General features: G+C 58.7%; 23 protein-coding genes. 10 read left to right on the forward strand and 13 right to left on the reverse strand.

Features of this window, described 5'->3' with window-relative positions:
* Positions 1 to 33 precede the first annotated feature (33 nt).
* Genes cobT through cobC form a run of 3 tightly spaced genes read left to right on the forward strand, consistent with a single transcriptional unit; the run spans position 34 to position 2,302 of the window.
* Entirely contained in the window at positions 34 to 1,041 is a 1,008-nt protein-coding gene (gene cobT / locus ACG74X_RS05270; protein WP_411233102.1) for a nicotinate-nucleotide--dimethylbenzimidazole phosphoribosyltransferase, read from the forward strand.
* Positions 1,038 to 1,805, forward strand: a complete 768-nt coding sequence (locus tag ACG74X_RS05275) for an adenosylcobinamide-GDP ribazoletransferase (RefSeq protein ID WP_411233103.1) — start codon at positions 1,038 to 1,040, stop codon at positions 1,803 to 1,805. Before cobT ends, ACG74X_RS05275 begins: the two co-directional genes overlap by 4 nt.
* Positions 1,796 to 2,302, forward strand: coding sequence for an alpha-ribazole phosphatase family protein (gene cobC, locus ACG74X_RS05280; protein WP_411233104.1), 507 nt, complete (start codon positions 1,796 to 1,798; stop codon positions 2,300 to 2,302). The genes ACG74X_RS05275 and cobC overlap by 10 nt, the downstream gene beginning before the upstream one ends.
* 6 nt (positions 2,303 to 2,308) lie before the next feature.
* Here cobC and ACG74X_RS05285 read toward each other — a convergent pair whose 3' ends face one another.
* The 9 genes from ACG74X_RS05285 to ACG74X_RS05325 all read right to left on the reverse strand — a co-directional run bounded on the left by ACG74X_RS05285 (position 2,309) and on the right by ACG74X_RS05325 (position 11,655).
* A complete protein-coding gene (locus tag ACG74X_RS05285) occupies positions 2,309 to 3,799 on the reverse strand; it encodes a replicative DNA helicase (protein WP_411233105.1) in 1,491 nt (496 codons plus the stop codon).
* A 307-nt stretch (positions 3,800 to 4,106) separates the two neighbouring features.
* Positions 4,107 to 4,781 carry an orotate phosphoribosyltransferase gene (locus ACG74X_RS05290; protein ID WP_411233106.1) on the reverse strand — a complete coding sequence of 225 codons (675 nt, stop codon included), beginning with the start codon at positions 4,779 to 4,781 and terminating at the stop codon, positions 4,107 to 4,109.
* A gap of 77 nt (positions 4,782 to 4,858) precedes the next feature.
* The gene (locus ACG74X_RS05295) at positions 4,859 to 5,926 is read right to left on the reverse strand and encodes a PucR family transcriptional regulator (protein ID WP_411233107.1); all 1,068 of its coding nucleotides are present in this window, start codon (positions 5,924 to 5,926) and stop codon (positions 4,859 to 4,861) included.
* A complete protein-coding gene (locus ACG74X_RS05300; RefSeq protein WP_411233108.1) occupies positions 5,923 to 7,362 on the reverse strand; it encodes a PucC family protein in 1,440 nt (479 codons plus the stop codon). The genes ACG74X_RS05295 and ACG74X_RS05300 overlap by 4 nt, the downstream gene beginning before the upstream one ends.
* Before the next feature lie 113 nt (positions 7,363 to 7,475).
* Positions 7,476 to 7,796 (reverse strand): light-harvesting protein, encoded by a 321-nt coding sequence (locus ACG74X_RS05305; RefSeq protein ID WP_411233109.1) that lies wholly within the window; start codon positions 7,794 to 7,796, stop codon positions 7,476 to 7,478.
* Positions 7,797 to 7,808: 12 nt separating this feature from the next.
* A complete protein-coding gene (gene pufB, locus ACG74X_RS05310; protein WP_411233110.1) occupies positions 7,809 to 7,967 on the reverse strand; it encodes a light-harvesting antenna LH1, beta subunit in 159 nt (52 codons plus the stop codon).
* Positions 7,968 to 8,357: 390 nt separating this feature from the next.
* On the reverse strand, positions 8,358 to 9,398 hold the full coding sequence (gene pyrC / locus ACG74X_RS05315) for a dihydroorotase (protein ID WP_411233111.1): 1,041 nt from the start codon (positions 9,396 to 9,398) through the stop codon (positions 8,358 to 8,360).
* A 33-nt stretch (positions 9,399 to 9,431) separates the two neighbouring features.
* Positions 9,432 to 10,370, reverse strand: a complete 939-nt coding sequence (locus ACG74X_RS05320; RefSeq protein ID WP_411233112.1) for a phosphoadenosine phosphosulfate reductase — start codon at positions 10,368 to 10,370, stop codon at positions 9,432 to 9,434.
* 133 nt (positions 10,371 to 10,503) lie between these two features.
* Positions 10,504 to 11,655 carry a glycosyltransferase family 2 protein gene (locus ACG74X_RS05325; RefSeq protein WP_411233113.1) on the reverse strand — a complete coding sequence of 384 codons (1,152 nt, stop codon included), beginning with the start codon at positions 11,653 to 11,655 and terminating at the stop codon, positions 10,504 to 10,506.
* A 45-nt stretch (positions 11,656 to 11,700) separates the two neighbouring features.
* On the opposite strand from ACG74X_RS05325, the gene ACG74X_RS05330 reads away from it, so the two are divergent.
* Positions 11,701 to 12,609: an AAA family ATPase gene (locus ACG74X_RS05330; RefSeq protein WP_411233114.1), complete on the forward strand. Its 909-nt coding sequence runs from the start codon at positions 11,701 to 11,703 to the stop codon at positions 12,607 to 12,609.
* Between the two features lie 61 nt (positions 12,610 to 12,670).
* A complete protein-coding gene (locus ACG74X_RS05335; protein ID WP_411233115.1) occupies positions 12,671 to 13,921 on the forward strand; it encodes a vWA domain-containing protein in 1,251 nt (416 codons plus the stop codon).
* A gap of 58 nt (positions 13,922 to 13,979) precedes the next feature.
* Here the strand turns inward: ACG74X_RS05335 and ACG74X_RS05340 are convergent, their stop codons facing one another.
* From ACG74X_RS05340 to purL, 3 genes are all read right to left on the reverse strand, one after another.
* Positions 13,980 to 14,573 carry a YeeE/YedE thiosulfate transporter family protein gene (locus tag ACG74X_RS05340; protein WP_411233116.1) on the reverse strand — a complete coding sequence of 198 codons (594 nt, stop codon included), beginning with the start codon at positions 14,571 to 14,573 and terminating at the stop codon, positions 13,980 to 13,982.
* A 3-nt stretch (positions 14,574 to 14,576) separates the two neighbouring features.
* Complete coding sequence (locus ACG74X_RS05345; protein WP_411233117.1) at positions 14,577 to 15,125, reverse strand: YeeE/YedE thiosulfate transporter family protein; 549 nt, start codon at positions 15,123 to 15,125, stop codon at positions 14,577 to 14,579.
* Positions 15,126 to 15,297: 172 nt separating this feature from the next.
* On the reverse strand, positions 15,298 to 17,457 hold the full coding sequence (gene purL / locus ACG74X_RS05350) for a phosphoribosylformylglycinamidine synthase subunit PurL (protein ID WP_411233118.1): 2,160 nt from the start codon (positions 17,455 to 17,457) through the stop codon (positions 15,298 to 15,300).
* Positions 17,458 to 17,711: 254 nt separating this feature from the next.
* On the opposite strand from purL, the gene ACG74X_RS05355 reads away from it, so the two are divergent.
* Positions 17,712 to 18,719, forward strand: coding sequence for a sensor histidine kinase (locus ACG74X_RS05355; protein WP_411233119.1), 1,008 nt, complete (start codon positions 17,712 to 17,714; stop codon positions 18,717 to 18,719).
* 182 nt (positions 18,720 to 18,901) lie between these two features.
* On the opposite strand, the gene ACG74X_RS05360 is transcribed toward ACG74X_RS05355, so the two are convergent.
* A complete protein-coding gene (locus tag ACG74X_RS05360; protein WP_411233120.1) occupies positions 18,902 to 19,825 on the reverse strand; it encodes a LysR family transcriptional regulator in 924 nt (307 codons plus the stop codon).
* A 166-nt stretch (positions 19,826 to 19,991) separates the two neighbouring features.
* Between ACG74X_RS05360 and ACG74X_RS05365 the strand changes: the two genes are divergently transcribed.
* The 4 genes from ACG74X_RS05365 (at position 19,992) to ccmE (ending at position 26,223) form a co-directional block, all read left to right on the forward strand.
* Complete coding sequence (locus ACG74X_RS05365) at positions 19,992 to 23,414, forward strand: indolepyruvate ferredoxin oxidoreductase family protein (protein ID WP_411233121.1); 3,423 nt, start codon at positions 19,992 to 19,994, stop codon at positions 23,412 to 23,414.
* Positions 23,415 to 23,734: 320 nt separating this feature from the next.
* Entirely contained in the window at positions 23,735 to 24,547 is an 813-nt protein-coding gene (locus tag ACG74X_RS05370; RefSeq protein ID WP_411233122.1) for a glutamate racemase, read from the forward strand.
* A 48-nt stretch (positions 24,548 to 24,595) separates the two neighbouring features.
* A complete protein-coding gene (gene argC, locus ACG74X_RS05375; protein WP_411233123.1) occupies positions 24,596 to 25,624 on the forward strand; it encodes an N-acetyl-gamma-glutamyl-phosphate reductase in 1,029 nt (342 codons plus the stop codon).
* Between the two features lie 143 nt (positions 25,625 to 25,767).
* A complete protein-coding gene (gene ccmE / locus ACG74X_RS05380; RefSeq protein WP_411233124.1) occupies positions 25,768 to 26,223 on the forward strand; it encodes a cytochrome c maturation protein CcmE in 456 nt (151 codons plus the stop codon).
* The last annotated feature ends 34 nt before the right edge of the window (positions 26,224 to 26,257 follow it).

Raw genomic sequence — 26,257 nt, forward strand, 5'->3', positions numbered from 1 at the left:
GTGGCCGCGCCAGCGCAGGTCTAGTCAGACAGTATGACACAGACCGATTTTGACACCGCGCTGGGCGGGAAAATTGACACCAAAACCAAGCCGGTTGGCGCGTTGGGGCGGATCGAAACAGTCGCGGCCCAGGTGGCGCGGCTGCAACACAGCCTGACCCCAAGGATGCAGACCTGCCAGCTGACGATTTTTGCGGCGGATCACGGGATTGCCCGCTCTGGCGTGTCGGCCTTTCCGCCAGAGGTCACGCGCCAGATGGTTCTGAATTTTGCATCCGGCGGCGCGGCTGCAAATGTGTTTGCCGATGCAAACGGTGTGGACCTGCGCGTTGTGAATGCGGGTGTTCTGGGCGGACCCTTCGATCTGGATCGTATCGTGGACGCCCCGGTGGCCGAAGGGACGGCAAACAGCCTTGAGCGACCGGCCATGTCCGACGCGCAGCGTGACCAGGCCGTGGCACGCGGCAAGGCGTTTGGTCAGGACGGTGCATATGACGCTGTGGCGTTTGGCGAGATGGGGATCGCAAACACATCCGCCGCTACGTTGATCGCCCATTTCATGACCGGTCAGGACGTGCATGTTTTGACCGGGCGGGGCACCGGGCTGGATGATGCGGGTTTGACCGACAAGCAAAATACTCTGGCGCAGGCCGCGGCCCGCACTCCGGGACTGAGCGATCCGGCCCGGGTTCTGGCCGAATACGGCGGCTTCGAAATTGCGATGATCGTCGGTGCCATACTTGGCGCGGCCGAGGTGAAACGCGTGATCCTGATCGATGGGTTCATCGCCAGTGCGGCAGCGCTTCTTGCGGTTCGGATGATGCCCGAGGTGCGCGACGCCATGATCTTTGCGCATCGTTCGGCCGAACCGGGACATGCAGCGCTGCTGCAGGCGTTGGAGGCCGATCCGCTGCTTGATCTGGGCATGCGGCTGGGTGAAGGCACCGGCGCGGTTCTGGCGTGGCCGCTGGTCAAATCGGCAGTGGCGATGCTGAATGACATGGCAAGTTTCGAAAGCGCGGGTGTGTCGGGCAAAGCATGAAGGCGGGTTTGCGCAGCGAATGGCATGTCTTTCTGATTGCGGTTCAGTTTCTGACCCGCGTGCCTGTTCCCCGTGATCTGCCTTTTTCGGATGAGTTGCTGATCCGGGCGACGCGGTACTATCCGCTTGTCGGATGTGGGGTTGGTGCGGTCGGGGCGGGGGTTTTGGGGCTGTCGGCGCTGGCGGTGCCGATGATCGTTGCCGTCTTGCTGTCGATGGCCGCGACGATCTTTATCACAGGCGCGTTCCACGAAGATGGTCTGGCGGATTCGGCAGACGGGCTGGGCGGCGGCATGACCCGCGAACGCGCGCTCGAAATCATGCGGGACAGCCGGATCGGCACCTATGGCGTTGTGGCGCTGGGGCTGACCTTGGCGCTAAAGGCCGCAACATTGGCCAGTTTTTCGGTCTCGACAGCGGCTGTTGCGCTGATTGTAGCGCATATCATCAGCCGTGCCGGGGCCGTGCATGTGATTGCAACCGACGCCTATGCGCGCGAGGTCGGCGCGAAATTCGTCGCCCCCACGGTTGCCCCCGAAGGATACCGGTTTGCCATGCTCAGCGGTGCGGTCGCTGTGGGGCTGGCGGTGATCTGGTTTGGAGCTGTTGCATCCCTTCTGGCGGGTGTAACCGCCATTCTGGCCGCTGCGGTATTTCGTGCGATGCTGCTGCGCAAGCTGCAGGGCTATACCGGTGATTGCCTTGGCGGGATACAGCAGTTGAGCGAGGTTGGGTTCTATCTGGGGCTTGCGCTATGGCTTTGACATTGGTGCGTCACACAACGCCCCAGGTGGCCAAGGGCACCTGTTATGGGCGCACCGATCTGGCACTTGCCGACAGCTTTGCCACAGAGGCGGATACCGTTCTGGCATCCTTGCCGGACCCTGGCCTGCTGGTGTCATCACCCTTGACCAGATGCCGGACGCTGGCGGCACATATCGCAGATCACCTATCACATGAGATTGTTGTGTCAGAGCATTGGATTGAAATGGATTTCGGGCTTTGGGAAGGTGTGCCCTGGGCCGCCATTCCGCGTGATCAGATTGACGGATGGGCCGAGGATTTTCATCACTTCGACGGCCATGGCGGCGAAAGCGTCGCCATGCTTGAACGCCGGGTGCGCGCGGGTCTTGAGAGCCTTGCGGACAACGCGCTTGTCGTGACACATGCGGGCTGCATCAAGGCAGCCTGCGCTATTTTCGGCGTCAATGACGGCTGGGATACCGACGTGCCGTTTGGCGGTATGATCACGCTGGGATAAGCGGGATCACATCTCTTCTGCGCCCTGCTGCCACGGTTTGATGAGGTTGCCAAACCGGGTGAAGCGGCCTTCAAAGCTAAGCTCGATCGACCCGATCGGTCCGTGGCGCTGCTTGCCGATGATGACCTCGGCTTTGCCGTGTAGGCGTTCCATTTCATCCTGCCAGGCGGCCATTTTTTCCAGATCGTGATCGCCCGGCTTTTCGCGTTCCTTATAGTATTCCTCGCGGAATACGAACATCACCACATCGGCGTCCTGTTCGATCGACCCGGATTCCCGCAGGTCCGACAATTGCGGGCGCTTGTCCTCGCGGTTTTCGACCTGACGCGACAGCTGTGACAGGGCGATCACCGGAATATCAAGTTCCTTGGCAATGGCCTTGAGGCCTTGCGTGATCTCGGACACTTCGTTGACGCGGCTGTCTTTGGCAGAGGCCGGGCGGACCAGTTGAAGATAGTCGATGATCAACACATCAAGGCCATGCGTCCGCTTCAGACGGCGCGCGCGGGCGGCCAATTGGCTGATGGGCAGGGCCGGCGTGTCGTCAATATAGAGCGGGCAGGCTTCGAGCGATTTGGCGGCATCGACAAAGCGGCGGAATTCCGTTTCGGTCATATCCCCGCGGCGGATTTGTTCTGATGGCACTTCGGCGGCTTCCGACAGGATACGTGCGGCCAGCTGTTCGGCGCTCATTTCCAGCGAATAGAACCCCACCACGCCGCCTTCGACGGTGCCTTCGGTGCCATCGGGCCGCGTGCCCTTGCGATAGGCTTTGGCGATGTTGAACGCCACGTTGGTGGCCAGAGAGGTTTTGCCCATCGACGGACGCCCCGCGAGGATCAGAAGGTCGGATTTGTGCAAACCGCCCAGTTTGCGGTCCATATCCGTCAGGCCCGTGGAAATGCCCGCCAGCCCGCCTTCGCGCTGATAGGCGGCGTTGGCCACGTTCACGGCATCGGTGACAGCCTTGAGAAAGCTTTGAAAGCCGCTTTCGCTGCGCCCTTGTTCGGCCAGTTTATACAGCGCCTGTTCGGCTTCGACGATCTGTTCGCGGGGTTCGGACTGCACATCGACCTTGGCCGCTTTGGAGCTGATGTCGCGCCCCAGCGTGATCAGATCGCGCCGCACCGCCAGATCATAGATCATCTGCGCATAGTCGCGCACGGCAAACGAACTGATCGCCGCACCGGCAAGACGAGCAAGGTAGGCGGGGCCGCCCAGCTCTTTCAGGCCCTCGTCATCTTCCATAAACGCTTTGAGCGTTACCGGAGAGGCAAGGTTGTTCTTGGCGATGCGGGCTGATGAAATTTCAAAGATGCGCGCATGAACGGGGTCGTAGAAATGTTGCGGCCCGATTATGGACGCCACGCGATCAAACACATCATTGTTGGTGAGAATCGCACCCAAAAGCTGTTGTTCGGCCTCGACCGAGTGCGGCATGGTTTCCGGGTTCTGGATTTCGGCACCGGTTGGATTGAATGTTGTGATCTCGTTCATAATTGCTTTCCCCGTGTCCTGGGATCGAAGTAGCGACAAGCCCGCGTAAGGGCAAAATGTATAAGTTGTGGACAACTCTCTGTCAGATGCGCTATCTGCATCTTGCGCCGAACGGCGCGCCTAGGTCAATATATTGTGGTTTTTGCGACGCGCTGTGGCCTCAGTGACACTTGGCCCGTCGGCTTTCTTTTGCCGACATTTTTCGCTTTGTCCCGCGCGACGGGATTGGACCCTACGTCACCGTCAGCGGCGGCCATATACAGCGCTGCCGATTCTCGGGGCGGGGTGGCAGATCGGCGCGCGCGCTTTAGCTGCGCGCGTCTTGCCAATCCCGGGGCGCTTTGAGAAACGCCTCCACCTCGGCCAAAGTTGCGTCGTCAAACGCCGCTTGCGCGCGGGCCTCGGCCAGCACATCCCACCACGTACACAGATGGTGCAGCGTGACGCCGTGATCGCCCAACGTCTTTTCGGTTTCGGGAAAGATGTCATAGTAAAAGATAACCGCTGTGTGCCCGCAGGTGGCACCGGTTTCGCGAATGGCATCCACAAAACCGAGCTTTGAGCCGCCATCAGTTGTCAGATCCTCGACGAGCAACACGCGTTCGCCTTCGGACATCGCACCTTCGATGCGGGCGTTGCGGCCATAGCCCTTGGGCTTTTTGCGCACATAGGTCATTGGCAAAGCCATGCGTTCGGCGACAAGGGCGGCAAAGGGGATACCTGCGGTTTCGCCACCTGCGATATTGTCAAATGCTTCGAACCCCGCATTGCGCATGACCGTGATGGTCAGAAAATCCATCAATGTCGACCTGATGCGCGGAAAAGAGATCAGTTTGCGGCAATCAATATAGGTGGCGGATGGTTTGCCAGAGGCCAGGATAAATGGATCGTCCGGGCGAAAATTCACCGCTCCGATTTCAAGAAGCATCCGCGCTGTCAGGCGGGCGATTTCGTCGTTGGTGGGATAGGATGCTGGGATCACGGCAGGCCTCATTGGTCATGTGGCGCTGCCTTACGCTATCCGGCGCGTGGTTTGAAGCCTTTGAACGCGGGCTTGTCCTAGTTTGGCGGCGGCGGGGCCTGTCGGCGTTTGATCGTGGGCAAGCCAAGCATTCTGGAGAAGGAAAAGCTTGGTGTTTTGGTGTCGGGCGCGGATTCCCCGTGTTTGATGACCAGCGGCAAGATCGCGTCGGCCATGCGGCCATGACGCGGGATAATCGAGGCCGTGACAGGGGTGCGCCGACTGGTCAACGGAATGATACCTGCCATGCGGGCATGGCGGGGGAAAATGGATTTATCATACGGCTTGCGGTCACTGAGCAATGGAATGGGAAAGTTCGCCATGCGCGGGCCGCCAGGTATGATTGCGTTGGTATGTTCCTTGCCATTGATCAAAAGCGGGAACGGCCAGTTTGCCATCCGCATGTGACGCGGAAAAGCGAATTTATCCCACGGCTTGCGACGGCTGATCAGTGGCAACACGAAATCCGCCATACGCGCGTGGCGCGGAATAATGGACCCGGTGTAGGGTTTGCGTTTGCTGATCAACGGCAGTGGGAAATTCGCCATGCGCATATGACGCGGGAAGGCGAATTTATCCCAGGGTTTGCGTCTGCTGATCAGCGGCAGGGGAAAGTTTGCCATCCGGGCATGGCGCGGGATGGCGCTTTCGGCATAGGGTTTGCGCCTGCTGATCAGCGGAATGGGCCAGTCCGCCATGTGGACAGTCGGCTTTGATTTATCCTTGGGACGGCTGAGGATGTAGGGATGTTCTGTCAGAACGCTCAGGCTGCGTTTGCGTTCGTCCTTGTAAAAATTCGCTTCGTTCAGATCGCCAAGGTCAACAGCCCCCAGTCGCGCCGCCACTTCACGGGTGGTTCTGGCCACGCCAAGCGGTTTGTATCCGGCCCTGACCAGCAGGACCGACCCGCCTTTGGACAGTTTCGCGGCATAGGCTTTGGCGGTGTCCTCAACGACCCGTTCTTTCGTCAATGTCGCGACCAGACCATCGGGGTCGGTATAGGTGCTGACAATGGCTGGCGCAAACCGGTGGTTGTAGACCAGTTCTTTTTTGACGGCGTCGGCTTGATCTGCGGTTTCAAAGTAGCGTGTGATGACTGTGGTCATGGTGCCTCCACCGGGTTGGATTGCGAGGATGCTGTCGCGTGATGCACGCGCGCGCCAGAGCGGCGCATGGCCAGCGGGATGGCGATGAGCACAGCCAGAACAAGAAAGGCTGTATCCAGCGAGAAAACCGTAAGATAGGGCGTTTCAACCGACAGCCCAGTATCCGCAGGCAAGGCGACGATCACGTCGCGAATCCATCCGGCCAGGGCCATTCCAATGCCTGCAGCGGTCGCCTGAACACTGCCCCAAGCGCCAAGGGCCAGACCGACCTTGTCTTTCGGAGCCGCGCGCATGGTTGCGGTCAGGGTCGCGTGGCCAAACAGGCCCGCGCCAAAGCCGATCAGCGCTGTGCCAAGCAGAAATGCAGACGATCCTCCGCCATAGGCGGAAAAGATGATGCACAAAAAACCGGGAATTCCGATCAGCGCCCCGTGCATCGTCGTCAGACCCGGATTCCCGCCGCGGCCCAACATACGCGAGGCAAGGCCGAATCCAAGCAGCGTGCCCGCCGCCAGCAAAGCGGTGAGTTTCGTGGTGCTTGCCACGGACAGGCCCAGCGCTTCGCCGCCATATGGCTCTAGCAGGACATCGGCCATTCCAAATCCGAACGTGCCCAAGGCAATGACCACAAGCAGCCGCATCATCCCGGCCGTCTGCATCAGGCTGCCCCATGCGTTGCGGAACGCCACCGGGGGGGCCACGGCCATCGCCTGTGCCCGCACGCGGTCGCGGGCCTCTTGTTTCCACATGGCGCAGAAATTCAGAACAACGGTCACAACAGCCGTGCCCTGGATCACCTGAATAAGTCGTCCGGGGCTGTAATTTTCAAGAAGAACTCCAAAAGCCAACGCACTGATAACCATGCCAAAAAGCAGCATGACATACATCAGTCCAACGACCTTGGGCTGGTCGTCTTCCTCGACCAGATCGGTGGCCAGGGCAAGACCGACCGTTTGAACCATATGCACGCCTGCACCCACCAGCAAAAAGGCCAGCGCGGCAGAGCTATAGCCAATCCAGCGCGGTGTATCGAAGGATTCGCCATAGCCCGACAGGACAAGCAGCGCAAATGGCATCACAGCAAAGCCGCCAAACTGATACAGTGTGCCTTTCCAGATGTAGGGAAGGCGCCGTAAGCCAAGAGCCGATTTGTGCATGTCGGATTTGAAGCCGATAAACGCGCGAAACGGTGCGAAAATGATAGGCAGCGCCAACATGGTGCCGACCAGACTTGCCGGGACGGACAATTCCACAATCATCACGCGGTTGAGCGTACCCACCATCAGAACAAGGGCCATACCGACGGTCACCTGAAACAGGGCCAGGCGCAGCAGGCGGGACAGCGGCACATCTTTGGTCGCGACATCCGCAAAGGGCAGGTAACGCGGTCCAAGTGTGGCCAAACGGTGCAGAACGATGCGACGATATTCGAGCATGCGGTCCACCTGTATTAGAGCCAGCTTACCGCCCCTGAGGGCACAATCTGGCGGAAAACGGGGAGGTCGCTGCAGGCCCGGGATTTACGCCATGGGCCTGCAGAAGAAAGCGTTTACAGCTCGGGTTGCACTTGTGGTGCCTGGATAAGAGCCGTCGTCGATGTGCCGTCCGGCAGGATCAGCGTGACTTCGAGGCTGCCATCCGCCTGCGGTACAACGTAACTGGCTTTGGCTGTGTTCGCGGCGGGCGCGTTCATTGCTGCCGCGGCTATGTCACCGGACCCCAGTTCCTGGCCGGACAAAAAGTCAGACACCCAGGATGTATTGCTAAGCACGGCCACATGGACAGCAAAGGACCCAACGGCAACAGCGCCCAGAAAGATCGGAACCCCAACTGCGGGTGGCACAACAAGCCACATTTTTGCGTTATTCATGCTGTGTCCCCCTTAGCCCAGCCACGGTGTGGCGGCTGCGACAAGAAAATGCGCCAACAGTGCTATTGCACCAAAGACACGCGTCCCGTCGATCAGGTAGCTGTGGACTTCCTCAGCTTCCGGCAATGTTAGGCCTGTGGGCCAGACTTTGTCTTCGTCATCTGTAGACATTGGTACCTTCCTCCTCAGGGTGGTTCGGTTTGGTCGCGGAGCGCAGGAAATGCGGGCAAAGCCCAAAGGCATCCGGCTTGCACTCCAAAATCCACCGGTGCCTAGATTCTGCGAATTGCGAGGAAGATTGTCACATAAATCTGACATAATCAAATGTAAGGTTTAGTTTACACTTAGATATAGGTTTGGAATTTGCACGCTGAAATCGGTAAATTCTGCCATCAATCAACCGCTTGCGGGCTTTCCCTTGCGTCAATTTCAAGACGAAAAAATTTGCAATCAGCAGGTGTGACTGCAGGATCAAGACCCCATTTGCAGCGTTTTAGGGTGTGTCATGACACAGGTAGAGCCCCGCCTAAGCGGATAAGCGCAGCTTGCTACAGCGATGGATCAATCGTGAACGCGCCAGTGCAGGGGCATCATCGGGTCGAATACGGTGACCGGGCCGTCGTCTGTTTCGATCTGCGCGGGATAGCTGACCGGTGCGCCTTTGGTCAAAGTCACCGTGCCCTGATTGGGCGGCATCCCGTAAAACGCGGGCCCGTTGATCGAGGCAAAAGCCTCCAATTGATCAAGTGCGCCATCCTGCTCGAACACCTCGGCCAGAATGGACAGGGTATTGGTGGCGGTAAAACAGCCCGCACATCCGCAAGGCAGCAATTTGTTCGCGTCCGTGTGCGGCGCGCTGTCCGTTCCCAGAAAAAAGCTTGCAGCGCCGCTGGTGGCGGCTTTGCGCAATGCCAATCGGTGCTCTTCCCGCTTGGCGACGGGCAGGCAGTAGTAATGCGGCTTGATACCCCCCGCAAGAATGTGGTTGCGGTTGATGACAAGATGGTGCGTCGTGATGGTCGCGGCCAGATCGGCACCGCCTTGGCTGGCATAGTCCACACCCTGTTTGGTTGTGATATGTTCCATCACCACGCGCAATCCCGGCGTGGCGCGGCGGATCGGGTCCAGCACACGGTCAATGAACACCGCTTCACGGTCAAAGATGTCGATATCCGCATCAACCACTTCGCCATGCACGCAAAGCGGACACCCGATTTCGGCCATCCGCTCAAGCACCGGGCGGACCTTGTCAAAATCGGCCACACCGCTGGATGAATTGGTTGTGGCCCCCGCTGGATAAAGTTTGACAGCGGTGATCAGACCCTCGGCATGCGCGCGGGCGAGGTCGTCCGGATCGGTGTCTTCGGTCAGATAGAGCGTCATCAACGGCTGAAACGGCGTGTCCTTGGGCAAGGCCGCCATGATCCGGCTGCGATAGGCCACCGCCTGCGCGCCGGTCACAACCGGAGGCACAAGGTTCGGCATAATAATGGCACGGGCAAAATGGCGGGCCGTTTCCGGCGCAACCGCGCGCAGCATAGCGCCGTCACGCAGGTGCAGGTGCCAATCGTCGGGTGTGCGAAGGGTGATCTTATCTGTCATGCTTTGTCGCCTAGCATGCCGACAGCAGCGTTGCTAGGTCTCGCCTGTGTCCTGTGCGTGCCGGGCTTGGCGAATGGCCTTAAGTTTGCGCCGGTAGCGCGGCCCCCCAAAATTATTCACGATATGCGAACACACAACTTCGGACAAGAAAGGACGGTCCATCGGTTCTACTGCGCCGAACAGCCGTTTGCAGTAAGACGGGTAATCCCGGCGTTTGCTATACAGCTGCGCATAGTCCTTGGCATCCAGGGTACCGTCTGCGGCGCTTTTGATCAGGGGCTGCAAAATGCCCATCTGTTCAAAATGCGCCTGCATGCCGCCACCCAGATGACGCGCGCGAAACCGGGTGATCCCGGCGCGGGCAAACAAAGCCGCATGCATGGCATCCAGCGGTTTATGCGGATCATACACCACATACGCGTTTTCCGCCGCTTCCAGCATATCAGGGGCATATCCATAGCGATCGGTGAAGCTGAGCTTTCGCATCTCGGTGAACCGGTCGTCCCATTCGGTGACATTGGGATCAAGCGTCGCCTGCGGTTCCAGGGCAACAACCGTTGCGCCGGGTGCGGCGACCGAAAAGGCGCAAGCGGCATACCCGCACGGACCGGCCCCGTAAAAGATCACCTGATCGAAATCCTCGAAAAACCCGTCATCTGTCATCTGGTCAAAAAAGCCGTAAACGTCACCGTCGCGAAACCACGTGTCCTGAGACGCAATGACCGACAGGCACGACCATCCTTCCACGTTGGCAATGTCAAAGCCAACCGGTCGTGCGGTTTTTGACAGCGCCTGAATCGCAGGCAGTGCTTCGAACGACACCAGCAACGTATCGCCTTGCTCGACAAAAACCGCATTATGGTCGTCGCCCAAGGGTTCGAAAAACCCGAACGCGTCCCCCAATTGTGTGATTTCCTGCATCCATTGCGTCGGTCGCAAATCGGTCAGGGAAATATCATACGGCTCGGTCATGTCCTGCATAAATCCATGCATCCTCGTTACGTCACGCCCGCTGTCAGGTCATTTACTTGGCCCGACGCTAGCCGCGAATTCGGGCAGAATTGGGCCGAAATGCGGGGCACAGTAAGGAGTTTCCTTTGACAGACTAGCGCGGCTCCTGTGCCGCCGCCAAAGCACACCGCATGAGTTTGCCCGCCTCAGTGTCAGATAACGGGCGCGACGGCGGTGTCATCAACAAACGCCCGTAAAGATCCCGTCCCGCATCCGTCGCAAGCAGGGCCATGAGCCGGGATCTGCGCCATGCCACCGCAGCCTCATGAAGCGCGGCCAGCGTGGTGTCCGCAGCAAGAGCATCACGGATCGGTGCCGCTTTGTCCCACAGGGGCAGCGCCGAACGGTCGTCTTCTATGTTGAGGTTACGCTCGACCCAGTAGTCAAGGCCCAGCCTGTCCGCACTGTGAACCGCGCGGCCGCGGTCGGATTTCAGCACAAAGCTTTCAACCGAACATAGCGGGTAGTGGTTCAGCTGCACCAGGCTGTGCTGATCCTGACGATAATCGGAAAACACGCGGCCTGTCGCCATATCCGCCGCCAATGCCCGTCCGGCCCCATCATACCAACGCGCGGTTTCAAGCCGTGCCTCCACCGCGTTGCGCGGGCGGTGAACACCCAGGTTGCGGTAGGTTTTATCGTTTCGGTACACTGTCTTGAACATGGCGGCACGCCAGGGCCAGGTCTGACGCCGGGGGGCTGCCTGCGTGAACTGCAGCGGCAGCGGATGGTCTGCGTAGCGCACAATCCCGCCATTGCCGAAATTCCGCCATGTAAGGGTGATGGCCGTAGCTTCGGGAAGAGCCCCGATCAGCGCGGGCAGGGTGCGCGCGCCGACATGCACATTCACAAATTCGTCGATATCCAGCACCACCAGCCAATCGGCCTGTTTGACGGTGTCCGATCTGTTGGCCAGCTTCAATCCGCTGAACTGAATTCCGCCATTGCCGTATGGGGGATCGTTGCGGATGTGGTGCAGCCAGCCGATGCTGTGCAGATGATCCAGCATATCATCCGTGCCATCCTGACACGCGTTGGAGACCACGACAAAATCAGTGACCCCCATAGCGCGATGCCATGCCAGCCAATCCAGCAGGAAAGCGGCTTCGTTGCGTACACACAGAACGGCGGTGAGCTTCACGAAACCGGGCTCCAAAGCGGTAAGGATCAGTTGGCGCACCTTGTCAGGCAGGGGGCGGCGCGTCAATTCTTGCCGCCGGGTTTGCGACCATGGCGCTATTGCCATCCAGGCACGCGCAGGGCAGCAAGGCACAGAAAAAGGAGATCGCCGATGCAAACGCCTGACAGTATTGATGCCGTCCAATCCATGCTGGCCGATACCGGCTATGTCTGTGGTCGAGCCCTGGCGACGGTTGTGTTTCTGTCGCTCCGGCTGGGGCGGCCGCTGTTTCTGGAAGGCGAGGCCGGGGTCGGCAAGACCGAGATCGCCAAAGCGCTGGCCGCAAGCCTGGGGCGCAAGCTGATCCGGTTGCAATGTTACGAAGGTCTTGATGCCTCGACTGCGGTTTACGAATGGAATTTCCCGGCCCAGATGATTGCAATCCGCACCGCCGAAGCGTCCGGAGGCGCGGATCGCGGCGCGTTGCAAAAAGAACTGTTCGGCCCGGATTATCTGGTGGAACGCCCTTTGCTGGAGGCCATGCGCCCGGACGAAAACGGCCCTCCGGTGTTGCTCATCGACGAGCTAGACCGCACCGATGAGCCGTTTGAGGCGTTTTTGCTTGAGGCCCTGTCCGACTTTCAGGTCACCATTCCCGAGATGGGAACCATTAAGGCACCCGAACCGCCCATTGTCATCCTGACCTCAAACCGCACCCGCGAAGTGCATGACGCGCTGAAACGCCGGTGTCTGTATCACTGGGTCGATTACCCGGATTTCGAACGCGAGGTAGAGATACTGCGCAGCCGCGCGCCCGAAGCTGCCGAAACCCTCAGCCGCGAGGTGGTGGCGTTTGTGCAGCGGTTGCGCACCGAAGACATCTTCAAAAAACCCGGTGTTGCTGAAACCATCGATTGGGCCAAATGTCTTTTGGCGCTCGATGTGATCGACCTGTCTCCCGAAGTGATTTCCGACACGCTCGGAGCGATTCTGAAATATCAGGACGACATTCAAAAGCTTCAGGGCTCCGAGGCCAAACGTCTGCTGGATGACGCAAAGGCAAGCCTGGAGCCGGTATAGTGTTTCTTTGGGCTGAAAATACCTCGGGGGGCGGGGGGCAGAGCCCCCGGTCGGGCATGTAATGCCCGAATATGTCCCTCTGAAATTGCCCGACACCCCACGTCTGGCGCAGAACATCATTCATTTTGCGCGCGCGTTGCGCCGTGCCGGGCTTCCCATCGGGCCGGGCCGGGTGATGGACGCGATCCGCGCTGTCGAAGCGGCCGGGTTCACCGAACGCATGGATTTTTTCTGGACGCTGCACGCCTGTTTTGTGAACCGGCCAGAGCACCGGGTGATCTTTGCGCAGGTGTTTCGGCTATATTGGCGCGATCCTCAATATCTGGAACATATGATGTCCTTCATGTTGCCGGCGATCCGCGGCGTGCAAGAAGATCAGGTTGCGCAGGCCGGAGAGAAACGCGCGGCGCAGGCGTTGCTGGACGATCTTTTGCCCGAGGTTCCCGAAAACGAACAAAGCGACGAGGGCACCGAGATCGAGATCAGCTCAACCCTGACAATGAGCACCGAGGAAAAGCTGCGCAGTCTTGATTTTGAACAGATGTCCACCGCCGAGATCGCACAGGCCAAACGTATGTTGGCCAAGATGCGCCTGCCGGTGAAACCCATTCCATCGCGCCGTGGCAAAGCCGCCGTCAAAGGCGCGCAGATGGATTTTCGAAAAACCCTGCGCAATGCGATGCGGCAGGGCGGAGAGATGCAGTCAATCGCGCGCCAAACGCCGCGCCCGCGCTGGCCCAACCTTGTGGTTTTATGTGATATTTCGGGGTCCATGAGCCAGTATTCGCGCATGGTTCTGCATTTTCTGCATGCCGTGGCCAATGAAAAAGGCGCAGGCTGGGCCAAGGTTCATGCCTTTACCTTTGGCACAAGGCTGACAAATATCACCCGGCATCTGGCGACGCGCGATGTGGATGCGGCGCTAAAGGCGGCAGGCGCGCAGGCGCAGGATTGGGAAGGCGGCACCCGGATCGGCCAGTGTCTTCACAGTTTTAATCACAATTGGTCACGGCGGGTCATGGGGCAGGGTGCGGTTGTCTTGCTGATCACCGATGGTCTGGACCGGGACGATTCAAACGCCTTGGGCAAGGAAATGGAACGCTTGCATTTGTCGTCGCGCCGTTTGATCTGGCTGAACCCGTTGCTGCGCTGGGACGGGTTTGCCCCCAAGGCGTCGGGCATCCGGGCGATGTTGCCGCATGTGGACAGCTTTCGGGCGGGACACTCTATCGAAACGCTTGAACAGCTTGCCGAAGCCATTTCGCGCCCCGATGATCCGGGGGAAAAAGAGCGTTTGATGGCGGCGCTTTGACGGCACAACACCCCCGAATGGGATCGGGAGTGTCCGGGTCGTATTCAGGATAAAGCGGCTATTCTGCCGGCATCTCGACCCCGTCGGGATCACCGATCAGGCTGTCGGGCAGGACAAATGCCACCAGCACGAACACCGCGCCAAGGGCAATGCCCAGAATGTCGCCAGACACAGCCATAAGCCCATCAAAGGATGACCCGGGAACGGTGCCCAGTGTCACCTTGCCACCGGCAAAATTGTCCAAAAGCCCGGCACTTTTCCAGGCCGGATAGGTTGCCATATAGGCAGCCGCCCCCAGCAAGCCACCAGCGATGAAAAACAAAGCGTCTTTCCGACCGGACGCCGCCGCGCAGACGCCGGTGCCCGGGCAATAGCCGGATGCCGCCCATCCACCCCCCAAAAGCAGACCGCCGATGAACACCCCGACATAGGCGGCTTTGACCGACATATGGCCCACATCGACCAGTCCCAGCATCTGACCGCCGAACATCAGGATCGACCCGGTGCCGATGGCCAGCAGGATGGCTTTCATCAAGTGCAGCCGTCGCAGCGTCAGCATTCCGCCGATCCAGTTGGGGTTGGTCGCTCCGACCCGGTCAAGAACGGCTCCAAACGCCGCCCCGATGACAATTGCAAGAAGAATGGAGGTCATGGCTTATCCCCTTTTATACATCAGCATGGCAGTGGGAATGGCGGCAGCAAACGCTCCGGCGGCAAAGATATAGCCAGACAGCGAGGTCTGCATCATGCCCGACATCATGTGGCCTGACGTACAGCCCCCCGCCAAACGTGCGCCGTACAGCACGATAAATCCGCCCAGAAAAGCCACCGCGTAGCGCTTTATCGGTGTGTCGCCGAAATTGGCCCGCCAGATCGCCGGTGCGGCGCGTTCAACCGCGTCGATCCCGCCCCGCAACCGGGAGGAAAGAAAAGCCCCGACCGCCATCGCGAGCACAAAGATAAAGCTGTAATTCAGTGGATTGGCGGCGTTGTTGGCGTATTTCCCGTCCGATTTTGCCATATAGGCGTTGGTCGAGGTATAGCCGTCCTCTGTCTGGGTGATGAAATCGGGGCTCACAATATCAGCGACAATCCCGTCAAGGATCACGAATTGCGTTGAGACACCAATGGGTTTGACCAGCAAAACGGCGGCAAAAAACACCAGCCCAAGCAGCAAACCACCGGTTTTCCAGTTGAGTACCATCTGTCGCGCTCCTTCATATTCTGGGAAGTGAATATCATAAAGGCGCGACAGCCGGGTTGATCTGGATCAAAGATATTCCAGTTTCAGAATGCGTCTTGCGTCGCAGGCTGCGGCAGGGGCCGTTGGTTTTTGCGAGAACGGCACCTGCCTGACCGGACAGTCCCGAACGGCTTTAGGCGAAATGATCTGCAAAGGCGGTGCTGTGCAACGCCTTCAACTCGTCCAACGGGGCCTCGGCTGCGCCGATTTTGACCGTGTCGCCTTGGAATTTTCCAACCGTGGCTACCGGCACACCGGCCTGACCTGCCGCCACAAACAGCGCCTCGGCCTGATCAAAATTGCACGCCACCAGATACCGTGCCTGATCTTCGCCGAAAAGCATCGCCTGATCGGCTTCGTCGATCTGGACACCGACATCCGATGCGCTGGCCATTTCAAATGCGGCCAATGCCAGACCACCGTCGCTCAGGTCGGTGCAGGCTTTGATCAGGTCGCGATTTTCACGGATGAAATCACCATGCAGGCGTTCGGCGGCCAGATCCACATGCGGCGCGTCGCCATCTTCGCGGTTGAACACTTCGGCCAACAGCGCGGATTGGCCAAGATGGCCCTGTGTTTCCCCAATCAGCAGGGCGACATGCCCGTCGCGCGCGCGGCCAAGGATCGGCTCTTCGTCTTTACCCAGCAGTCCCACCGCGCCAATCGTCGGTGTGGGCAAAATGCCCTGACCATCCGTTTCATTGTAAAGCGACACGTTGCCCGACACGATGGGCATCTCAAGCGCCGAACAGGCTTGTCCGATGCCGTCCAATGCGCCGACAAACTGTCCCATAATTTCCGGCTTTTCGGGATTGCCAAAGTTAAGGTTGTCGGTGGTCGCCAGGGGTTTTGCGCCGACGGCACAGAGGTTCCGGAACGCTTCGGCCACGGCTTGCTTGCCGCCCTCTACCGGGTTGGCTTTGACGTAGCGCGGGGTCACGTCCGATGTGAAGGCCAGCTTTTTGTCGGTGCCATGCACGCGGATCACGCCAGCGCCCCAGCCGGGGCCTTCGACGGTGTCGGCCATGACCATCGTGTCATATTGTTCAAACACCCAGTTGCGGGCGCTATAGTTCGGGCTGCCGATCAGCACCTTCAGCGCATCAATGGGATCGACTGCCGGGACGTCCTCCAAAGGTGCTGGTGCCTCGGTCGGCTCCCAGGGGCGGTCATATTCGGGGGCCGAGGAGCTGAGCTTGCTCAGTGGCATGTCGGCTTTGGCGACGTTGTTGTGCATGATCAGAAAGCGATCTTCGGCGATGGTTTCCCCGACGATGGCAAAATCGAGATCCCATTTTTCGAACACGGCGCGGGCTTCGGCCTCTTTTTCGGTGTCCAGAACCATCAACATGCGTTCTTGGGATTCCGACAGCATCATCTCGTAGGCGGTCATGTTCTCTTCGCGCTGCGGGACTTTTTCAAGATCAAGCCGGATGCCCAGCTTGCCCTTGTCGCCCATTTCCACGGCAGAGCAGGTCAGGCCAGCCGCGCCCATATCTTGAATCGACACAACAGCGCCGGTTTGCATCAGTTCCAGCGTTGCTTCCATCAGGCGCTTTTCGGTGAAGGGGTCGCCGACCTGAACGGTGGGGCGTTTTTCCTCGATCGTGTCGTCAAATTCAGCCGACGCCATTGTCGCGCCGCCAACGCCGTCGCGGCCGGTTTTTGCGCCAAGGTAGACAACCGGACGCCCGACACCGCTGGCGGCCGAGTAGAAAATCTTGTCCGCATCGGCCAGGCCTGCGGCAAAGGCGTTGACCAGGCAGTTGCCATTGTAAGCCGCATGAAAACGCACTTCGCCACCGACGGTCGGCACGCCGAAGCAGTTGCCATATCCGCCAATCCCTTCGACCACACCATGCACAAGCTGGCGCGTCTTGGGGTGGTCCTTTTCACCAAACGACAGCGCGTTCATCGCCGCGATGGGCCGCGCGCCCATGGTAAACACGTCACGCAGAATGCCGCCCACGCCGGTGGCCGCGCCTTGGTAGGGTTCGATATAGCTGGGGTGGTTGTGACTCTCCATCTTGAAGACCACAGCCTGACCATCCCCGATATCGACCACTCCGGCGTTTTCACCCGGGCCGCAAATGACCTGCGGGCCCTCGGTGGGCAGGGTGCGCAGCCATTTCTTGGAGGACTTGTAGGAACAATGCTCGTTCCACATGGCCGAAAAGATGCCAAGCTCGGTAAAGGTTGGCTCGCGCCCCATGATGTTTAGGATCTCGGCATATTCGTCGGCGTTGATCCCGTGGGCGGCAATGAGGTCTTCGGTGATGGCTGGCTCTTGCATGTAGGCTTCCGGCGGCAGTGGCGTGTTGCGCGTGTCATAGGGCAAGGGCGACCGGGAAGGAAGAGGTGCCAGGGATATTGGCACGCGTTGCGGCGAAACGGTCTGGAACGGCCCGGTTGCCCGGATAGGCAAGTTTCCGCCGCAATCATCGCGCGCGGCGGTGTTGTAACTTGTGGCTTTATCTCGAATTGAAAGATACACGTAAAGAGTGCGTTTGACCTGACGATCCTGGCCTGAAGGAGGCCTACCCCAACATGACGATTGCGGTGGCACCTGAATATAGCCACTTGGCGTTGACCGAAATGCAGGTCGGTCTGGAAGTCGCCCGCGTGGGGATCGGACGCGTTGATTACCTTGCCGATACAATCAGGCTGGACGGCCTCAGCGCGGAATTGTTCGGCTTTACGGCCGGCACGGATATTCCGCGCGCCACGTTTCATACGCGTATTCATCCTGATGACTGGCTCATGGTCGCGCGGGAGGTGGATGTTCTGTTGGCCCCTCAAAAGCCGGATGTGATTGATTTAACGCATCGCATTTTGCTGCCGAACGGAGAGGAGCGCTGGGTCAATGCCCGCAAACGTGTGACATTTGACAGGACCGTGCGTCCGGACGGACCGATTGGCGGTGTGTTTGCCGTTCTGGATGTCACCGAAATCAAACGGGCCCAGCAAGAAACAGAGTTGCTGGTCAGGGAATTGAACCATCGAACCAAGAACCTGATCACAGTGGTGCGCGGCATCAGCCGTCTTTTGGCCCGCACAGTTGCACCAGAAGATTTCCCCGAAGAGCTGAACAAGCGGTTGATGGTGCTGGTGCGCAATCAGGATGCAATCATCGGTGGCGGCGCGGGGGCGTTCGATTTGAAAGAACTGCTGCTGTCCCAGCTTGCGCCTTTTGACGACGATCTGAGATCGCGGGTGACGCTTAGCGGCGCTCGAATGCGCATCACTGCGGATGCGGCACAGGTCATTGGTATGATCGTGCACGAACTGGCCACGAATGCGGTGAAATACGGCGCTCTCTCGCAACCCGGCGGGCGCGTGACGCTGGATTGGGACAGTGAGGGCGAACACAACACTGTCGCCTTTGTGTGGCGCGAACAGGGGGTGCCCAGGGTGGCCCCGCCATCGCGTCAGGGGTTTGGATCACAGGTGCTGGAAACACTGCCCAAGCTGTCGCTGGATGCAGATGTGTCCATGCGCTTTGATCCGGGCGGTATCTGCTATAGCCTGCGGGTGCCGCAATCCGTTTTGGGCTGATCCGGTCGACCGGCAAAAAAAAGGCCGAGCATAAGCTCGGCCGAAGTCCAACAGGGAGGTATCAAGATGATGCCAGATTGGGCGTTTCACCTTGCATATGCCAAATATGTCATCGAATTGAATTCAGGCAAGGCCTATGTGGCTGCCATGGGCGCATTCCCGCTATGCGTGAGGCGCAAGGGTCACACCTTGATCGCTGCGTCGCGCCCTTCAAGCGCCTTTCGGGTCTGACGGTGGGCAAAGATTTCATCCTGAACAAAGTCACGAAACGCCGCAATGCGTTTGGATTGACGCAGCTCTTCCGGATAGGCAAGAAACACCGGAACTTCGACGGATTCAACCTCGGGCAGGACGCGTTGCACGCTTGGGAAATCCTCGATGATGTAGTCCGGCAAAACCCCGATCCCAAGCCCGGACAGGACACTTTGTAAAACCCCGAAATAGTTGTTCACGGTCAGCGTTGAATGGATGTCATGCGCCAGCAGCTGTTGCACCAGCATCATCCCCGCGCTGACCTGGGCGGCGCGCGGGTTCTGGCAGATCAGCCGATGATTGGACATGCCGTCCATCGTTTCAGGCGCACCGTGCTGCGCCAGATATTCTGGCGATGCGTAAAGCCGCATGCGGATCGCCATCAGCTTTTTGCGGATCAGATCCGCCTGACTTGGTTCTTTCATGCGCACCGCCACATCGGCCTCGCGCATTGGCAGATCGAGCACCCGTTCTTCCAGCATCAGGTCGATATTCAGGTCCGGATATTTTTCAAATAGTTTCGGAAGCCGTGGGGCAAGCCAAAGCGACCCAAAGCCGATGGTTGTGGTCACGCGCAATTCGCCGAACACTTCTTCTTCGCTGTCCCGTATGCGGGCGGTTGCGGCCTCGATGCGTTTGTTCATCGATCGTGTGGCGTCAAACAGCAATTCACCCTGTTCGGTCAGAATCAAACCGCGGGCATGGCGGTGAAACAGGACCGTGTTCAGCGAATCCTCAAGCGCGCGCACTTGACGCGACACAGCCGATTGCGACAGGTGCAGCGTGTCACCGGCATGGGTCAGGCTGCCAGCATCGGCAACGGCGTGAAATATTCTAAGCTTGTCCCAGTCCATGACATACACTTTCCATCGTTACCGACCGTTTACATGACATAAACACATATATGAACGGCAACTTGTTCAAACACCGGCAATTGATCAAAAATAAGTGGAAAGGTCAGCATTTGTGACCTAATATTATGCTATAATCGTTCTGACATCCGTCGCGGGGAGGCGTCCAATGACCAAAGCTGAGATTTCACTGAATGATCGGTTTGACCTTAGCAAATCGCCCGTATTGCTGAATGGCACGCAAGCGCTGGTGCGCCTTATGCTGATGCAAAAGGTGCGGGACGTGGCAGCAGGCGTGAACACCGCCGGATATGTCACCGGCTATCGCGGATCGCCTTTGGGAGCGGTTGATTTGCAGATGCGCCGCGCGGAAAAGGCGTTGCACGCGGCAGAGGTCACCTTTCAGGAGGGTCTGAACGAAGATCTTGCCGTGACCGCTCTTTGGGGCACGCAACAGGCCGAGCTGCGCGGCGAGGGCACGCATGATGGCGTGTTTGGTCTGTGGTACGGCAAGGGGCCGGGCGTTGACCGATCCGGCGACGCGATGCGGCACGCCAACATGGCAGGCACGTCGCCGCATGGCGGTGTCGTGATGGCGATGGGGGATGACCACACCGGCGAAAGCTCGACCGTGCTGCACCAGTCCGAATGGGCGATGGTGGATGCTTACATGCCGGTTGTCTCGCCCGCTGGCGTGCAGGAGATTCTGGATTACGGGCTTTACGGCTTTGCCCTGTCGCGGTTTTCGGGGCTTTGGGTGGGCCTCAAGACGATGAAGGATACGGTCGAGGCGACGGCGGTTGTTGATGGGCGGCCGGACCGGATGTCTTTTGTCACGCCCGAATTCGACATGCCTGCGGGTGGTTTGAACATCCGTCTGGGCGACACGCCGCACGATCAGGAAGCGCGGATGATCGACCATAAACGCTTTGCCGCCGAGGCGTTTTCCCATGCCAACAAGATGGACAAGCGGATCTGGGGCAAGCCGGGGGCGAAGATCGGCTTTGTTGCGGCGGGCAAGAACTGGCTTGATCTGGTCCATGCGTTGTCGCTTTTGGGCATCGACGCGCCCGAGGCCGAACGGCTTGGCATCACCACCTATAAGGTGGGCCAGACCTGGCCGCTGGACATGCGCGGCTTTCACGACTGGGCCGAGGGGCTGGACCTGATCGTGGTGGTCGAGGAAAAGCGCAAGCTGATCGAGGTGCAGATCAAGGAAGCCATTTTCGACGACCGGCGCGGGCGGCGGGTTTATGGTTGGCACAAGGGCGGCGGCGCGGGTTCAATGCATGGACCAGAGCTTTTCCCGACGCGCGGCGCGCTTGATCCGATCATGATCGCGGAACGTCTGGGTGGGATTCTGATCGAGGAAGGGCGCGATACAGACCGCATCAGGGCTGGCCTGCAAGCCATTGATGAGACTAAGAAAGCCGATAATGCAGAGGAGATCGCGGCGCGATTGCCGTATTTCTGTTCCGGCTGCCCGCATAACACGTCCACCAAGGTGCCCGAGGGCAGCCGCGCCTATGCCGGGATCGGCTGTCATTACATGGTGCAATGGATGGACCGCGAGACCGTGGGCTTTACCCATATGGGGGCCGAGGGGGCCAACTGGATCGGTGAATCGCAGTTTTCCAAAAGAAACCATGTTTTTCAGAACCTTGGCGACGGAACTTACAATCATTCCGGCGTTCAGGCCATCCGCGCGGCGCTGGCGGCGGGCACGACGATCACGTACAAAATCCTTTATAATGACGCCGTCGCCATGACCGGCGGGCAGAAGAATGACGGCGGATTGACACCGCAACAGATCACCGCTGAATTGCGCGCGATGGGGGTTCAGAACCTTGCCGTTGTCTATGATGAAAAAGAGGATGTTGACTTTAACGCCTTCCCCGAGGGTATTGAAATAAAAGAGCGCGCGGATTTGCAAACTGTTCAGGAGAAGTTTGCAAACACCACAGGCGTCAGCGCAATTGTCTATATCCAGACCTGTGCGGCCGAAAAACGCCGTCGCCGCAAGCGCGGACAGTTTCCCGACCCGGACAAGCGCGTGTTCATCAATACAGATGTCTGCGAAGGCTGCGGTGATTGCGGGGTGCAATCGAACTGCGTGTCCATTGTCCCCGAGACCACCGAACTGGGGCGCAAGCGGGCGATTGATCAGTCGTCCTGCAACAAGGATTTTTCATGCCTGAAAGGGTTTTGCCCGTCATTTGTCACTCTGGAGGGGGCCAAGCTTAAGAAAGCGGCAACCGCGTCTTTGGACTTGCCGGATTTGCCGCACCCGAATTTACCCGCGATTAACGGGACGTGGAATATGGTTGTGACCGGCGTCGGGGGCACAGGCGTTGTCACAATCGGCGCGGTTTTGGCGCAGGCCGCACAGATTGATGGCAAAGGTGCCGGCATGATGGAAATGGCAGGTCTCGCACAAAAAGGGGGGGCGGTTCACATACACTTGCGGTTGGCAAACCAGCCCGACGATATCAGTGCCATTCGCGTGGCGACCGGCGAAACCGACGCGTTGATCGGCGGCGATCTGGTTGTGAGCGCCGGGGCCAAGACGCTGGGGCTTATGAAAACCGGGCGCACGGGCGCTGTGGTCAACCGACATGAAATCATCACAGGTGACTTTACACGCGATACCGAATTTGCGTTGCCAATTGACCGGTTACAGCTTGCACTTGAAGCACGATTGCAAGATCGGTTGGATATGTTTGATGCGTCTGATTTGGCCAAGGCGGTTCTGGGAGATTCCATCTTTTCCAACATGATGATGCTTGGCGCGGCATGGCAGCGTGGCCTGGTGCCGCTCTCTTATGACGCAATCATACAGGCGATCGACTTGAATGGCGCGGCCCCTGACCGAAACAAACGGGCCTTTGAGGTTGGGCGCTGGGCGGTTCTTTATCCGGATCAGGCGGCGCGGCTGAGTGCCGGAAATGTGGTCAGTCTGCCGAAGTCACTTGAGGACCGGATTGCCTACCGGTTTGACCACCTGGTCAAATACCAAAGCAAACGCTACGCCAAACGTTATGCCAGGTTGGTTGACAGCGTGTCAGAGCCGCGTCTGAAAGAGGCGATTGCAACCGGCTATCACAAACTGTTGGCTTATAAGGACGAATACGAGGTAGCGCGGCTGCATCTGGAAACCCGCGAAAAGGCCAAAGCGCAGTTTGACGGCGATTTCAAAATGTCCTTTCACCTTGCGCCGCCGATGCTGACCAAAGAGGGGCCGGATGGACGCCCTGTCAAAAAGCAATATGGCGAGCGTATGCTGACGGCGTTTGGCCTGTTGGCGAGGTTGAAGGCCCTGCGCGGCACACCGCTTGACCCATTTGGCAGAACCGCAGAGCGCAGGATGGAACGCGCGCTGATCAAGCAATACGAGGCAGATATGGCGCAATGGCTGCCAAAGGCGTCGCCAGAGACGATGGATGCCTTGGTTGCTTTGGCGGAATTACCGCTGCAGATCAAAGGGTTCGGTCCAGTGAAAGAGGCCAATGAGCAAAAGGCGGCGAAGCGTCGCGAAGAGCTGCTTGCGGTTTTGCGAACGGGCGGTGACGGCGTCAGACAAGCTGCGGAATAATGTGTCACCGGCGCGTCAAACGGATTTGACCCGCTGGTTGCGGCACCTTGGATCATCCATCTTGCCAGTATTTCTGTCGCAATTCCCACATCGAGACGCGCAATCCTGTATGCGTCGCAAATTGCGGCGGGCCGTCGAATGTGCGAACGCGGCCCGCGCGATTGCCACATGGCAGAAAGATGCGCGCGCCTGCATGGATTTTCTTTGGAAAGCGACGTATGTGCTGATCTCAGCGCCGGTTTTGTCTTTGGATAACGGCTTTGGAATTCGACGAAAAGATTCGGTGGCGCACCAAGAGGGTCACCTGACAGGAGCACGACATGGCGGTTGGAATATTTGACAGCGGGTTGGGCGGTTTGACCGTGTTGGACGCGGTGTCCAAGCGGTTGCCAGAGGTGCCCTTTGTCTATCTTGGCGATAACAAACATGCGCCATATGGCGTTCGGGATGCTGATGATGTCTACGATCTGACCTGCGCGGCAACGCAGCGGCTTTGGGACGCGGGGTGTGATCTTGTCATTCTGGCGTGCAATACGGCTTCGGCGGCGGCGCTGCGCCGGATGCAGGAAAGCTGGATTCCCTCGGACAAGCGTGTGCTTGGCGTTTTTGTGCCGCTGATTGAGGCCATGACCGAACGCCAATGGGGGGACAATTCCCCACCGCGGGAGGTGGCGGTTCAGCATGTGGCCTTGTTTGCCACTCCGGCCACCGTGCGCAGTCGGGCGTTCCAGCGAGAGCTGGCATTCCGTGCAATCGGTGTCGATGTGGAAGCGCAGGCCTGTGGGGGTTTGGTGGATGCCATCGAAGAAGGGGATATGATCCTTGCCGAAGCGCTGGTGCGCAGCCATGTGGATGCGCTCAAGCGCAAGATGCCCACGCCCGAGGCCGCGATTCTGGGCTGCACGCATTATCCGCTGATGGAGGATGTCTTTCAGGACGCGCTTGGACCGGAGGTTTCGGTCTATTCGCAAGCCAATCTCGTGGCAGACTCCCTGGCAGATTACCTTGTCCGGCATCCCGCGATGCGGGGCCCCGGAGAGACGCCGATGTTTTTGACCACAGGAGATGCGAAACGTGTGTCTGATCATGCCACGCAGTTCTTGCGACGACAGATCAGCTTTCAACCGGCATAACCCGGTGTCTCTGTCTGTTCTCGAACGCACGTCCTGAAGGAGCTTTGAATGCCTTTCCAAATCGCCATCATCGGTGCCAGCGGCTATACTGGGGCCGAATTGTTGCGCCTGATAGCCACCCACCCAGAGATGGAGATCGCGGCGCTTGCCGCGAACTCCAAGGCGGGTCAGAGCGTGGCCCAGGTGTTCCCGCATCTGCGCCATCTGGACTTGCCGCAGCTTGTCACATGGGAAGAGATTGATTTTTCCGGGATCGACCTGTGTTTCTGTGCGCTGCCGCACAAAACCAGCCAAGAGGTGATTTCGAAACTGCCAAAGACGCTCAAGATCGTCGATCTGTCCGCCGATTTCCGGCTGCGTGACCCGGCGGATTATGAAAAATGGTATGGCACCCCCCATTCGGCGGTCGACATGCAAAGCGAGGCGGTTTACGGGCTGACCGAGTTTTACCGCGAAGACCTGCGTTCAGCGCGGCTGGTGGCGGGCACGGGCTGCAATGCCGCAACCGGGCAGTATATCCTGCGTCCGCTAATCATGGACCGGGTGATCGGTTTGAAAGACATCATTCTTGATCTTAAATGTGCGGTTTCAGGGGCAGGGCGATCGTTAAAGGAAAACCTGCTGCATGCCGAGCTGTCAGAAGGCTATAACGCCTATGCGGTTGGCGGCACGCATCGGCATTTGGGCGAATTCGATCAGGAATTCAGCGCATTGGCCGGAGAAGAGGTGCGGGTGCAGTTCACGCCGCATCTGATTCCAGCGAACCGGGGTATTCTGGCCACCTGTTACGTGAAGGGCGATCCAGAAGCGGTGTATACATCCTTGGCGTCCGCCTATGCGCAGGAGCCATTTGTCGAAGTGCTGCCCTTTGGCGAGACACCGTCGACGCATCATGTGCGCGGATCGAATTTTTGCCATATCGGTGTGACAGGTGACCGGATAACCGACCGCGCGATTGTCGTGGCCGCGTTGGACAATCTGACCAAGGGGTCGTCCGGGCAGGCCCTGCAGAACGCCAATCTGATGTTGGGTCTTGAGGAAACGGCAGGCTTGATGCTGGCCCCGTGTTTCCCATAAGGGCCGGTCGCGTTTTTTGGGGACCACGGGCGACGCTGGTATTTTATCGGTGACTTATGAAAGATGTTGCGGCATTTTGATCTAGCGCAGTGTTCAGGCTGCGTTTTGTGCTTATATTCTTCAAAAGCTTTGGAGAAAATGTCATGGCGTTGAAATCGCTCAAGAAGCAAAGACGGATTCAAGTGATTGCGCTGGCGACTGTCGCGCTTGTTCTTTCGACAGCATTGATCGGGTACGGCATGCGCGACGGGATCAATTTTTTCCGGTCTCCCAGCCAAGTGGTCGAAGAGCCTCCGGCCCCGAATGAAGTGTTTCGGATCGGCGGGTTGGTCGCCGAAGGATCTATTGTGCGCGGGCAGGGATCGTCTGTTACGTTCAGCGTAACCGATGGCGGAGCGACGGTGCCTGTTGTCTATACCGGTGTGCTGCCTGATCTGTTTTCTGAAAATGAGGGCATGGTTGGCACAGGCCGATTTGTCGACGGTGTGTTCGAGGCATCCGAGATTCTGGCCAAACACGATGAAGAATATATGCCGGCCGAGGTTGTGGACGCTTTGAAAGAGCAGGGCGTCTATCAGGAACCGGCTGCCGACAGCTAAGTCCGCGTCAGCTTCACCCCAAGTAAAAAAGCCG

The sequence above is a fragment of the Marivita sp. S0852 genome, assembly GCF_046591575.1.
In the GTDB taxonomy this organism is placed as follows: domain Bacteria; phylum Pseudomonadota; class Alphaproteobacteria; order Rhodobacterales; family Rhodobacteraceae; genus Marivita.